Origin of the sequence: Falsibacillus pallidus, from assembly GCF_003350505.1 — a bacterium.
Classification (GTDB): domain Bacteria; phylum Bacillota; class Bacilli; order Bacillales; family DSM-25281; genus Falsibacillus; species Falsibacillus pallidus.
On the sequence record NZ_QQAY01000002.1, the window covers coordinates 413664 to 427653 of the forward strand.

The 13990-nt window shown below is 44.9% G+C and carries 10 protein-coding genes; all 10 read left to right on the top strand.

Annotated features, from left to right (window positions below):
• Window positions 1–80 precede the first annotated feature (80 nt).
• The 10 genes from DFR59_RS05810 to DFR59_RS05855 all read left to right on the top strand — a co-directional run bounded on the left by DFR59_RS05810 (window position 81) and on the right by DFR59_RS05855 (window position 13918).
• Window positions 81–1823, top strand: a complete 1743-nt coding sequence (locus tag DFR59_RS05810) for a glycosyl hydrolase family 18 protein (protein WP_114744657.1) — start codon at window positions 81–83, stop codon at window positions 1821–1823.
• 10 nt (window positions 1824–1833) lie between these two features.
• Window positions 1834–3123 (top strand): purine/pyrimidine permease, encoded by a 1290-nt coding sequence (locus tag DFR59_RS05815; RefSeq protein ID WP_245948388.1) that lies wholly within the window; start codon window positions 1834–1836, stop codon window positions 3121–3123.
• Between the two features lie 217 nt (window positions 3124–3340).
• On the top strand, window positions 3341–4474 hold the full coding sequence (locus tag DFR59_RS05820) for an ABC transporter ATP-binding protein (protein ID WP_114744659.1): 1134 nt from the start codon (window positions 3341–3343) through the stop codon (window positions 4472–4474).
• Window positions 4471–5109: an ABC transporter permease gene (locus tag DFR59_RS05825; protein ID WP_114744660.1), complete on the top strand. Its 639-nt coding sequence runs from the start codon at window positions 4471–4473 to the stop codon at window positions 5107–5109. The genes DFR59_RS05820 and DFR59_RS05825 overlap by 4 nt, the downstream gene beginning before the upstream one ends.
• 18 nt (window positions 5110–5127) lie before the next feature.
• On the top strand, window positions 5128–6021 hold the full coding sequence (locus DFR59_RS05830) for an ABC transporter substrate-binding protein (protein WP_342768308.1): 894 nt from the start codon (window positions 5128–5130) through the stop codon (window positions 6019–6021).
• A gap of 201 nt (window positions 6022–6222) precedes the next feature.
• A complete protein-coding gene (locus DFR59_RS05835; protein WP_114744661.1) occupies window positions 6223–6636 on the top strand; it encodes a CoA-binding protein in 414 nt (137 codons plus the stop codon).
• Window positions 6637–6841: 205 nt separating this feature from the next.
• Entirely contained in the window at window positions 6842–8812 is a 1971-nt protein-coding gene (gene parE / locus DFR59_RS05840) for a DNA topoisomerase IV subunit B (RefSeq protein ID WP_114744662.1), read from the top strand.
• 6 nt (window positions 8813–8818) lie between these two features.
• Window positions 8819–11269 (top strand): DNA topoisomerase IV subunit A, encoded by a 2451-nt coding sequence (gene parC, locus DFR59_RS05845; RefSeq protein WP_114744663.1) that lies wholly within the window; start codon window positions 8819–8821, stop codon window positions 11267–11269.
• Between the two features lie 311 nt (window positions 11270–11580).
• The gene (locus DFR59_RS05850; protein ID WP_114744664.1) at window positions 11581–13014 is read left to right on the top strand and encodes an alanine/glycine:cation symporter family protein; all 1434 of its coding nucleotides are present in this window, start codon (window positions 11581–11583) and stop codon (window positions 13012–13014) included.
• Window positions 13015–13159: 145 nt separating this feature from the next.
• A complete protein-coding gene (locus DFR59_RS05855; RefSeq protein WP_114744665.1) occupies window positions 13160–13918 on the top strand; it encodes a hypothetical protein in 759 nt (252 codons plus the stop codon).
• Window positions 13919–13990: the final 72 nt, after the last annotated feature.

Below are 13990 nucleotides of genomic sequence, written 5' to 3' on the forward strand. Positions count from 1 at the left end.
ATTTTCACAGCCGGATTTGATTAATTACTCTTTTCAACTTAACAGGCATCCTGTACGATTAAATTGGGGGAGGAAGAAAAATGGAAACAATGCAAATAAATAGAAAAAGGGCACCGCAAAAAGCTGCGCTGATTGCAGGGTTGGCGGTCAGTCTTGTCTTGATACTAATATCAAGCATTCTTTTATACATATTTTACCCTTACGCTTCCAATGAAAAGAAGGCATATGTCCGGAGCGGGCATCCTATTCTTTATCACGGCAAGCTGCAAGGGAATGCGATTATGGAAAATGGGACGGCATATGTTCCAGTTTCCATCATACAAAAAAACATCGACCCTTCGCTATTTGAAGACTCTGACAGCCATTCTGTCGTTCTCACGACTAAGAATAAAGTCATTCATTTCCCTGATTCCTCCTTGGAGTATTATATCAATGATAAGGAAGTCAAACTGCATTTCCCTGCAGCAAAATCAGCAGGCGGCGAACAATACATTGCGCTCGACCCACTGCTTGAACTATACGGCATCCGCTACAGGGAATTGAAAGAGACAGGCATCCTTTTAATAGAAAAGAACGGGGATACAATCAAGCAGGCAACTGTCAAAAATCAAGAAGCCAGGAAAGCCTTTCTCCGTTTAAGAGAAAAACCAGACCTTCAATCACCTTATTATCAAGAAGTCGCCCAGGGTGAAAAAGTTGTTGTAGAAAACGAAACGGATGGATTTTTATTTGTCAGAAAAGAAAATGGAACGGCAGGCTATATCCAGAAGGACTATATTAATATAGGCAATGTACAAAGCATTATGATAAGCCAGAAGGAAAATGAATGGGCCATGCCAAAAAGTCCATACCCGATTCAACTTGCGTGGGAGGCCGTCTATAGCAAAAATCCTGATGTCACATCGCTTCCTTCCATGACCGGCGTGAATATCGTGTCACCGACCTGGTTTCATTTAATCAATGGAACTGGCGAAGTCGATAATATGGGCTCCAACGAGTATGTAAACTGGGCGGAAAAGAACCAGAAGCAAATCTGGGGTGTATTCACGAATTCATTCGATCCTCAGTTGACGCATGAAGCCTTTTCGAATTATGAAAAGAGGCAGGCAGTCATAAGGCAGCTGCTTCATTACAGCAAGATGTATCGCCTCAGCGGCATCAATCTGGATATTGAAAATGTAGATGTTGCAGACAAAGCCTATGTCACACAGTTTACTAGAGAAGCAGCCGCCAGATTCCATCAGGCTGGACTAATCGTTTCCATGGACGTCACATTCCTATCATCAAGCGGAAATTGGTCTCAATTCTACGATCGCAAAGAGCTGGCCAAATCAGTTGATTATCTCATGGTCATGGCCTATGATGAGCATTGGGCAAGTTCACAGACTGCAGGCAGCGTCGCGAGTCTTCCATGGGTCGAACAGAATTTGCAGAATCTATTGGAGCAGGTTCCAAATGAGAAAATTGTCCTTGGCGTGCCTCTTTATACCCGTCTTTGGAAGGAAACGACTGATTCTTCCGGGGCAGCTCAGATGACTTCTGAAGCATTAAAGATGCAGACCGCTCAAAAGTGGATGGCAGAGAGGAGCCTTTCCCCGAAGTATGACCCGGAAACTGGACAAAATTTTGTTCAATATACAGATCCAAAAGAAAAAGCCATTTATCGCATGTGGCTGGAAGATGAAACCTCTCTTCAAAAGAGAGTAGAGCTGGCTGATAAGTATCAGCTGGCAGGCATTGCTGCATGGGCGAGGATTTTCGCAGATGACAAGGCGTGGACTGCCATGAATTCTTCCATGACAGCGTTTTATCCAAAAAAGTAGGTGTTTAACAGTGTTTAAGACTAGTTTCAGTGCCATCCAATGGGTGGCATTTATGATTGCCAGTTCTGTCGTGGCTCCGATCGCGATAGCAGATCTATTCCATTTGCAGCCGGTTGAAACAACCCTATTCGTTCAACGGACGATCTTCGTTCTTGGGATCTCCAGTATTCTTCAAGGTTTGTTCGGGCACCGGCTTCCCATCAATGAAGGACCGGCTGGTTTATGGTGGAGTGTATTTGCTATCTATGCTGGCTTCATCGGTACCATCTATTCTTCAGGGGATGAAGCTCTCCGTACATTAGAAGGCGGGATGCTTATCAGTGCCGCTGTATTTATCATTCTTGCCGTATTCGGTCTCATTGAAAAATTGAAGAATCTCTTTACCCCAACGGCTACATTTGTTTATCTGATCCTTTTAATCCTGCAGCTGAGCGGATCCTTTATTAAGGGTATGCTGGGACTATCCAATGAACATCCACATGTACAGCCGATGGTGCTCATCGGAAGCACTGTGATCGTGATTCTCACGTTTTTCCTTGGCAGTGTCAAAATTAGGTGGATCAATCAATATTCCATACTCTTAGGTCTAGCGCTCGGCTGGCTATTGTTCATCCTTTTAGGGCTAGCTCCGCCGGTATCAGAAGCAAGCCATCCCATTATGGCGATGCCTGAAATCTTTCCCTTCGGATTTCCGAAGATAGATAGCGGGATGATTGCGACAGCGGCATTCACCGCACTCCTTCTGACAACTAATATGATTGCTTCCGTAAGGGTCATGGAAGAGGCGCAGCAGAAGCTGACTGGGAAACTTCCGACACCTGACTACAAGCGGGCAGGGATTGTGTCTGGTGTGAATCAGGCTGCGGGTGGGCTGTTTGGAGCTGTCGGCCCTGTTCCGATCTCAGGAGCAGCCGGTTTTGTTTCAGCTACCAACGTGCCATCGATAAAACCATTCATACTTGGATCAATCTTAATTACCATCCTTTCTTTATTCCCAAAGGTCATGGATATCATGGCTTCCATCCCTGCACCTGCCGGGTACGCAGTGACATTCGTAATTTTCTCTAGAATGGTAGGGATGGCCTTCAGTGAATTTGAAAAAGAATCAGACAAGCCGTTGGCCAAATTGACAGCAGGAGTCTCCCTTATGATCGGGGTAGGAGCGATGTTCATCCCTCCTGAGGCCACAAAGGGTCTGCCAACCATATTTGCTTCATTATTGAATAACGGCCTCATCCTCGGAACTCTAGCGGCCATTCTCACAGAACAATTCATCCGCTTCAAACAAAGGAATACGTGACAGAAAGAACCGTCAGCAGCTGCATTGCAGGCGGTTCTTTCTTTTTTGACAAAAACCGGGGCGTCCCTGTCACTTCCCGATTTTTCTTGCATTATGGTCAGCTCTCACATATTTTCTCACTCGGGGTTATATCATAAGAAAAGAAAACACTATAAGGTTTGCCTGCTGGAATATTAGGGAAACATGAACGGAATACAATTGAAGGAAGGTGATTGAATTGATTTCATTCAAGGGTGTGGAGAAGACTTTCAAAGATGGAACCACTGCAGTGGATGGTCTGGATCTTGATATTCAGGAAGGGGAATTCGCTGCATTGATCGGACCGAGCGGCTGTGGAAAGACGACAACAATGAAGATGATCAATAAGCTGATTGAACCGACCAGCGGTGAAATTTACATAAACGGTGAAAACATTGCAGCAAAAGATCCTGTTGAATTAAGAAGGAATATCGGGTACGTCATTCAGCAGATCGGATTGTTCCCACATATGACGATTGAACAAAATGTAGCCCTGATCCCAAGGCTTAAAGGATGGAAGAAAGAAAAATACGTAAAGCGGGTAGACGAGCTGCTCGATATGGTCGGATTAGACCCCGTTCAATTCAAACGGAAATATCCATTGGAGTTGAGCGGTGGACAGCAGCAGCGCGTCGGCGTCATCCGTGCACTTGCCGCTGAACCACCCATCATCTTAATGGATGAACCATTCAGTGCATTAGACCCAATCAGCAGGGAACAGCTTCAGGATGAATTAAAAAATCTGCAGAAGCAGATCAAAAAGACGATCGTCTTTGTCACACATGATATCGATGAAGCGTTAAAACTTGCGGACCGGATTGCCTTGATGAAAGAAGGGAAAATCGTACAATACGATACCCCTGCGCAATTAGTGGCAAAACCAGCCAATCTCTTTGCCGAGCAATTCATCGGAGAGGAACGATTGAAGAATGCTCGGGCAGCAGCAGGCCCACCTGAATACAACCTTCTTGACTACTGCATGACCGGCCTTCCTGTCCTTTCATTGGAAAAAGATTTCACGACTAAGCTTGAGCCTTGGCCGGAGGATATGCCAGCAGGAATCCATGAAATCCACGTCGTTGACGAAAATCATTCCTATGCAGGGACTGTCTTCAAGGAAGAAATGGAATCCCAGCCGTTAACCTTGAACCTTTTGCATCATTCAGATACGTTCGCACTTCACACCAATACCATTAAAGAAGCAGCCAGAATGCTATTTTCAACGAACAGAACAAGTGTTCCTGTAGCGGCAAATGGGCATTATGCAGGATTGGTCACGAAGGATAGACTGTTTGCTGCAATGGCTGGCCTTAAGGAGGAATCAACGGTATGAGCTTGTTTTGGGAGACCATAACATCACGCAAGGATTTGATTATAGAGGGCCTCATCCAGCATTTATATCTCTCTTTCATTTCCATTCTGATTGCGATCGTCATTTCCATCCCGCTCGGCATCTTTATTTCACGCAATGAAAGAATGGCGGAGTTTTTCATAGGGATCACGGCTATTTTCCAAACGATCCCAAGTCTTGCCTTATTCGGATTTCTCGTACCGCTGCTTGGCATCGGAAACCCGACAGCCATCATCGCCTTAACGGTATATGCCCTCCTGCCAATCTTAAGGAATACATATACAGGAATTGTGGGGGTCGACAGCGGGATCATTGAAGCAGGACGGGGGATGGGGATGACAAAAGGGCAGATCCTCATGAAGATCGAATTGCCGCTATCCCTTCCAGTCATGATGGCAGGAATCAGGACGGCGACAGTTTTGACCGTCGGTGTAGCCACACTTGCCACTTTTGTCGGTGCCGGGGGCCTTGGCGACATCATTTACCGCGGCCTTTCAACCTATAACAATATGCTCGTTTTGGCCGGCGCTTTACCTGCCGCCCTGCTCGCCTTGCTTTTTGATTTCCTGCTTAGGTTGATTGAAAGAGCAACAACGCCAAAAGGATTAAAAAATTAGAAAATCGGAGGAATTTCAGTGAAAAAAATAAGCACCCTATTGGCCATCGTTATCATGGCTGCCGTTTTTTCCGCAGGCTGCGGAAACGATAATAAAGATACCATCGTTATCTCAGGGAAAAAATGGACCGAACAGTACATACTCCCAGAGATTTTATCCCAATATATCCAAGCCAAAACGGATTACAAAGTCAAAGTCAAAGAAGGCTTGGGAGAAGTCTCAATCTTGACTCCTGCCCTGGATAAAGGGGATATCGACATGTATGTGGAATACACCGGAACAGGGCTGGAAGCGGTCCTTAAAGACAAAGCAAAACCGGGAGAATCCTCAGAAGATGTGTTGAAAAAAGTCAGGGAAGGCTATAAAAAGAAATACAAGGTAGACTGGCTTGAGCCGCTCGGCTTTGAAAACACCTATACTTTAGCCTATAAAAAAGATTCAGGAATCGATGCAAAAACTTTCTCAGATTTAGTCCCTGATTCAAGCTCCATGACTTTCGGAGCACCTCACCAGTTCTATGAACGTGCAGATGGATATGATGCCATGGCAAAAGCGTATGGGTTTAAATTCAAGGATCAAAAAAGCTTTGATCCAAATGTCATGTACGATGCGGTTAAAAACGGAGATGTTGACGTAATACCCGCCTTCACGACCGATGGACGCATCCAGCGCTATGACCTTGCGACAACGAAAGACGACTTAGGCTTTTTCCCGAAATATGATGCAGTGCCAATCGTCAGGGAGGATGTCCTAAAGAAATTCCCGAAACTGAAAGATGTCGTCAACCAGCTTGCCGGAAAAATCTCCGAAGCAGAGATGAGTGAAATGAATGCAAAAGTGGACATCGACCATCAGGATCCAAAAAAAGTAGCAAAGGACTTCCTGATCAAAAAAGGATTAATCAAAAAATAATGGGACAAAAAAAGGGAAAACGCCTGTCGTTTCCCTTTTTGCTTTAGTCTGTTTTCTAAACATAGGCTAAGGCAATAATTAAAAAGAAACTTGCACAACGGCAAAACTTGCCTTACTCTAAAAAAAGAAGGAATATTTCACCAACTTAACTAGGTGCGATAATTCAAACGAAAACCTTACTTGCTGAAAGGGGACTCATCAATGCCAATTAACAATCCATCCAGGGAAGAGATCGGTGTTATTTTAAAAAAATCAAAAAGAATCGCTGTCGTTGGGTTGAGCGATCAGCCTGAACGCACTTCTTATGCAGTATCCAAAGCCATGCAGGATGCCGGCTATGAAATCATACCCGTTAATCCAAATGTCTCACAGGTCCTCGGAATGAAAGCGGTGCCGACATTAAAGGACATTGAAGGGCACATCGACATTGTGAATATCTTCAGGCGTTCTGAATTCCTGCCGGCCATTGCAAAGGAATTCGATGAAATAGATGCGGATGTTTTTTGGGCCCAGCTCGGGGTGGCAAATGAGGAAGCCTATGAATTCTTAGCGAAAAAAGGTTATACTGTTATTATGGATCGCTGCATCAAGGTGGAACATGCTCTTACGAAATAACCATGCTGACCAAGCAAGCGTAACGATTTCGCTTGCTTTCGTTTTGGGTTTAACCGTATTTTAAAAATAGGATTTGGCAGCTTCCTGTTTCAGAGGGATTTGCCAAAACGCCAGAAAACAGTACAATAAGACATAAAAAATATGCTACAATTGAATGTAACGAACACTCGTTCGTTGTTGTTTTTGTTTTGAAAGGGGAATGCACGTGGCCACTAAACAGGATATATTCGACTATAATGATGATGCCATTCAGGTTTTGGAAGGCCTCGAGGCAGTCAGGAAGCGCCCTGGGATGTATATCGGCTCTACAGACGCCAGAGGACTGCATCATCTAGTCTATGAAATCGTAGATAACTCCGTTGATGAAGCACTTGGCGGATACGGAGATCATATAATTGTGAAAATACATAAAGACAACAGCATCTCAGTCCAGGATAAAGGACGCGGGATGCCTACTGGTATGCATAAATCAGGGAAGCCGACGCCGGAAGTCATTTTCACCGTCCTTCATGCAGGAGGGAAATTTGGACAAGGCGGATACAAGACGAGCGGAGGATTGCACGGTGTAGGTGCCTCTGTCGTTAATGCCCTTTCCGAATGGCTGGTTGTCACAATCAATCGCGACGGATTTACTTACCAGCAAAAATTCAGCCATGGCGGCAAACCTGAAACAACCTTGGAAAAGATCGGGAAAAGCAAACATAGCGGGACAACCATTCATTTCAAACCGGATCCCACCATTTTCAGCACCACCACGTACAACTATGACATACTTTGTGAACGTCTAAGAGAATCCGCATTCCTGCTCAAAGGCTTAAAAATCGAAATCATTGATGAACGTCATGATCAGCAGGACGTTTTTCACTATGAAAGTGGAATTGAAGCGTTTGTTCAGTATTTGAATGAAGAAAAAGATGTCCTCCATCCGGTTGTGTTCATTGAAGGAGAAGCAAACGGAATTGAAGTCGAATTCTCCTTTCAATTCAACGACGGCTTCTCTGAGAACGTTCTTTCCTTCGTAAACAACGTGCGGACAAAGGACGGCGGAACCCATGAAGCGGGAGCGAAGACAGCCATGACTCGTGTCTTCAATGAATTTTCACGCAAGGTCAACCTTTTGAAGGAGCGGGATAAAAACCTTGAAGGAACGGATATTCGCGAAGGAATGTCTGCTATCGTTTCAGTCAGGATCCCGGAAGAACTCCTTCAATTCGAGGGTCAGACGAAAGGGAAATTAGGGACAAGCGAAGCAAGGTCTGCGGTGGATTCCGTTGTTTCCGAACATTTATCTTATTTCCTTGAAGAAAACAATGATGTCAGCACCCTCCTGATTAAAAAAGCCATCAAAGCGGCCCAAGCGAGGGAAGCAGCGAGAAAAGCAAGGGAAGAAGCCCGCAACGGAAAGAAAAAGAAGCGTTCCGACACGGTTCTATCCGGTAAGCTGACCCCTGCACAATCGCGCAATCCGCAAAAGAATGAATTGTATCTCGTCGAGGGAGATTCAGCGGGTGGATCGGCTAAACAAGGACGGGACCGTCGTTTCCAGGCGATCTTGCCGCTCCGTGGTAAAGTTATCAATACAGAAAAAGCCAAGCTTGCTGATATTTTTAAAAATGAAGAGATCAACACCATCATCCACGCTATCGGCGGCGGTGTTGGGCCTGAGTTCAATATTGAAGATATCAATTACGATAAAGTGGTCATCATGACAGATGCCGATACGGATGGTGCTCATATCCAAGTATTGCTGCTGACATTCTTCTACCGCTATATGAAGCCTTTGATCGAAGCAGGGAAGATTTACATTGCTCTTCCGCCGCTTTATAAAGTCAGCAGAGGGACAGGCAAGAAGGAAGTCATCGAATATGCTTGGACAGATGATGAATTGCAGGGTGCCATCAAGAAAGTTGGAAAAGGCTACATGATCCAGCGTTATAAAGGACTTGGAGAAATGAACGCTGACCAGCTTTGGGATACGACAATGAACCCTGAATCCAGGACATTGATCCGCGTCAGGATCGACGATGCTGCCCGGGCGGAACGACGTGTCACAACATTGATGGGCGACAAAGTGGAGCCGCGCCGCAAATGGATCGAGAGCAATGTGGCGTTTGGACTCGAAGAAGATCAGAATATCCTTGAAAATGAAAATATCTTGGTCGCTGAGGAGGTATAATCGATCATGTCAACAGTTGAGAAATTTCAAGACCTTCCACTAGAGGATGTACTAGGCGACCGTTTTGGACGGTACAGTAAATATATTATTCAAGAACGTGCGCTGCCGGATGCCCGCGACGGACTGAAACCGGTGCAGCGCCGCATCCTCTATGCAATGCATGTAGAGGGCAATACAGCAGATAAAGGTTTCCGTAAATCAGCCAAGACCGTCGGAAACGTCATCGGCAATTATCATCCGCATGGTGATACTTCCGTCTATGACGCGATGGTGCGGATGAGCCAGGAATGGAAGCTTCGCAATCTATTGGTTGAAATGCATGGAAACAACGGCTCCATCGACGGCGATCCACCGGCTGCAATGCGTTACACAGAAGCAAGGCTTTCATCCATTTCATCCGAATTATTAAGGGATATTGATAAACGGACAGTCGAATTCATTCCGAACTTTGACGATACGTCCAATGAACCAACTGTCTTGCCGGCACGCTTCCCAAGCTTGCTCGTCAATGGATCGACAGGTATTTCTGCTGGGTATGCGACAGAAATACCACCGCATCACCTTGATGAAGTCATTGATGGAGTTATCATGAGGCTTGATGATCCAGAATGTACAGTAGACGACATCATGACGCTCATCAAAGGCCCAGACTTCCCCACTGGAGGCATAATCCAAGGGAAAGACGGCATTAAAAAAGCGTATGAAACAGGGAAAGGCAAAATCGTAATCCGGGGCAAAGCGGAAATCGAAGACCAAAGGGGCGGCAGACAGCAGATCGTCGTCACTGAAATCCCTTATGAAGTCAATAAAGCCAATCTTGTCAAAAAAATGGATGAACTCCGCGTCGACAAAAAAGTCGAAGGCATATCAGAAGTTCGCGATGAAACCGATCGCCAGGGACTTCGCATCGTCATCGAACTAAAAAAGGATGCAGATTCTGCCGGGGTATTAAATTACCTTTATAAAAACAGCGACCTCCAAGTCACTTATAACTTTAATATGGTTGCCATACATAATCAGCGTCCGAAGCTGATGGGCATCCGCCAGATGCTTGATGCCTACATCGATCATCAGAAAGAAGTCATCACCAGACGTTCTGAATATGACTTAGGCAAGGCACGCGAAAGGCAGCATATCGTAGAAGGCTTGATGAAGGCACTCTCCATCCTTGACGAAGTCATTTCAACCATCAGAGCTTCAAAAGATAAGCGGGATGCAAAGGATAATTTAATCGCGAAATTCCAATTCACCGAAACTCAATCCGAAGCGATCGTTTCCTTGCAGCTATACAGATTGACGAACACCGATATAACAGCGCTTCGGGCAGAAGCAGAGGAATTGGCTAAGAAAGTCGATGAACTCAGTGAAATCCTGAATAGCGAAAAACGATTGATCTCGGTTCTGAAAAAAGAACTGAAGGAAATCAAAAAGAAATATGCAGATGCCAGAAGAACAAAAATCGAAGATGAGATTGAAGAAATCAAGATCAACCTCGAAGTTCTTATTGCAAGTGAAGAGGTGATGGTGACCGTCACAAATGACGGCTATATCAAACGTACTTCACTCCGGTCTTATTCTGCATCAAACGGTCAGGACCTTGCCATGAAGGAATCGGATAGACTCCTGGCACAGATTGAACTTAATACGACGGATGTACTCCTTCTGTTCACGAACAAAGGGAATTACTTATATATGCCGGTTCATGAGCTCCCTGATATCCGTTGGAAAGACCTTGGCCAGCATATTTCCAATCTCATTCCAATCGACCGGGACGAGGATATCATCAAGGCCATGCCGATCAAGGATTTCACAGAAGATGCCTATCTCTTGTTCATAACCAAGAACGGGATGGTCAAAAAAACCGAGCTTTCCAACTACAAAGCCCAGCGCTATTCACGTCCGCTCGTTGGGGTGAATGTAAAAGGGAATGACGAGGTTATTGATGTCCATAAGACAAACGGAGCAATGGATCTCTTCCTTGCTACCAACCTTGGCTATGGACTGTGGTTCAGCGAAGAGGAAGTAAGCATTGTTGGTGCAAGAGCAGCCGGAGTCAAGGGAATCAATTTAAAAGATGGGGACTACGTTGTGGGAGGCAAAGCCTTCAACCCTGCAGACGAAACTTCCATCCTTCTCGTCACACACCGCGGTGCTGTGAAAAAGATGAAATTGGCAGAGTTCGAAAAAACGACCAGGGCTAAACGAGGCGTTGTCATGCTCCGTGAATTAAAGTCCAACCCTCACCGAGTGTCAGGAATCGAACTCGTTTCAAAAAATGATATTGTCTATGTATTGTGTGAAAAAGGCAGCATTGAAACCATTCAAGCAGATGCAATCAGAAACAGCGACCGCTATTCAAATGGCTCATTCGTGATCGATGAATCAGAATCAGGTCCAGTCATCAAGACATGGAAAGACCTTGAAAAAGATATTGAACCATCTGAGTCATCAAGCTGATTGAAGAACAAAAGCGCAAGCGCCTCGATCAGCCCCGACCAGCATAAGACGGAATTCGAAGGAAATCCTGATTTCCGTAGAGGTGCGGCTTATGACTCGAGGGGCTAGGCGCTGGAGCTGGACGTCGACTACCTTGTATGAACTATCCACAAGGTAATATCTTATAATTTCCTAGACAACAATAGACCGCTATCCTTATGGGATGGCGGTTTTTTATTGTTATGTTTATGGAAAGCGAATGAAGGGAAAATGTAAGTTGGCACTAATTGTTGAACAAATTTTTTTGCTAATTTTTTTCAGGAGGCGAATCAATGAATATGTTGACAAATGTAGTCAATTTTTTAAACGACTACATGTGGGGGTACATCCTCATCGTTTTACTTATCGGATTAGGACTTTATTTTTCTATAAGAACGAAATTTGTACAATTCCGATATTTCGGAGAGATGTTCCGCGTACTAACGGACAAATCAACCATTTCTGCCGATGGTAAAAGAGGGATTTCATCCTTCCAGGCCTTTACCATCAGTACAGCATCCCGTGTTGGAACGGGGAATTTGGCAGGTGTAGCATCCGCAATCGCAGCCGGTGGTCCCGGAGCCGTATTCTGGATGTGGCTGATAGCGCTATTAGGCGGTGCATCAAGCTTCATGGAAAGTACACTTGCACAGATTTTTAAAGTCAAAGACAAAGACGGCTACAGAGGCGGCCCTGCCTACTATATGGAAAAAGGGCTGAACAAAAGATGGATGGGAATTCTTTTCGCCATCGTCATCACATTCTGCTATGGTCTTATCTTTAATTCTGTACAGGCCAATACCATATCCATTGCCATGGAAGAAGGATTTGGTGCCAGCCGGACAGTAGTTGGAATCATCTTGGCAGTTTTGACCGCAATCATCATATTTGGCGGATTGAAGCGCATCGCAAACGTGACTCAGATCCTTGTGCCGGTCATGGCGGTTCTATACATCATTTTGGCAATCTTTGTATTGCTTCAACACATCCCGGAGATCCCGTCTATGTTCAAGCTTATTTTTGACCATGCGTTCGGCGTCCGCCAATTTGTGGGAGGCGGTGTCGGAGCCGCAATCATGATGGGTATCAAACGTGGATTATTCTCAAATGAAGCTGGTATGGGTAGTGCACCGAATGCAGCTGCTACTGCAGCCGTCACGCATCCGGTTAAACAAGGATTGATTCAGACTCTTGGTGTTTTTACGGATACAATGATGATCTGTACTGCTACGGCTTTCATGATTCTCTTGTCCGGAACATATACAAAGGGTCCGAATGGCCCTGAAGGAATTTCATTGACACAGGCTGCTTTGGAAACACATGTCGGCAGCTGGGCAGCATTATTCGTAGCAATTGCCATATTCCTGTTTGCATTCAGTTCCGTCATTGGGAACTATTATTATGGCGAAACGAATATTGAATTCATCAAAAACAGCAAAGTGGCATTATTCATTTATCGCCTTGCTGTCATCGCAATGGTCATCTTTGGTTCCATCGTGGAATTTGGCGTCGTTTGGAGCCTTGCAGACTTATTCATGGGCATCATGGCCATCATCAACCTGATAGCCGTTACGATGCTTGCCAAGGTTGCACTGGCAGCATTAAAGGATTATAAAGCACAGAGAAAAGCCGGAAAAGATCCTGTATTCTACTCAGACTCCTTGCCTGGAGTTACTGGAGCAGATGCATGGGATAAAAAACCGCAATCTGTAAGAAAAGCACAATAAATTGATCATTAAAAGACACCTACCAAGTTTGTGACGGTATGGTGTCTTTTTAATTGAGAAAAATGTGGAACCCCATGGGTTAATTACATAATTATGACTTTCCTGGTGATGATAAGAGTAACAATCATCAGGAGGAGAGGGTCTCATGAAAAAAGAATTGTTATTTGCGTTTTCTGCGTTTTTCTTTATGTCACTGCATGCAGCTGCCGGTGCTTTTACCAATGCGGAACAGAAGGCATTGGAACCACGTGTGGAGGCGGTCTATCATGAGGACGTGACAGGGACCGGTAAGAAGTCTGATATTACTTTGAAAGGAATTCCCTTTGATCAAGAAAGCAACTATCTAAAGGCAATTTGGGCAGATGTACTGCTCGATAATCAAAATAAAATAAGAATTAACTATGAACCTGGTTATGAACCTTCCATTACGTTTAAGGATTTCAACCATGACAGGGTTAAAGATATGCTTCAATCAAGTGTTACCGGAGGAAGTGGCGGCTTCTACAGCTATAAACTGACTACGCTGAAAGAAGGCGTCGAAACGGATATCCCGATGCCGCCCTCACTACAAGTTCAGGGCCAATTTGCCGATGGGTACAAAGCAATTGTCACGATTCCCGAGATAGGAAAGACGTATACAGTCGATCTATCTGCCAGAAAAGACGATTATTTAAGGCTTGGAATCTACAAAAATGGAAAGTTAAATGAACCGACAGAATTGATGGTCGACCCGATCGCCTATTTTAAACCTTCAAAAATAGCAGGAAAAAAAGGTTGGGGGTTGATCGGCTATCAACGTGTCAGCGGTGCCTACCACGCAGACGGAATCGGAACCGTAGAGTCTTATTGGTATTACGAAAACGGTAAATGGCAGATGGTCCATGCCAAATGGATCACCTATTAATCAAATACAAATTCACCTTTCCTGGGCAAATATCATACATTATGGTAAACCATTTGTACGATATGCCGGGAG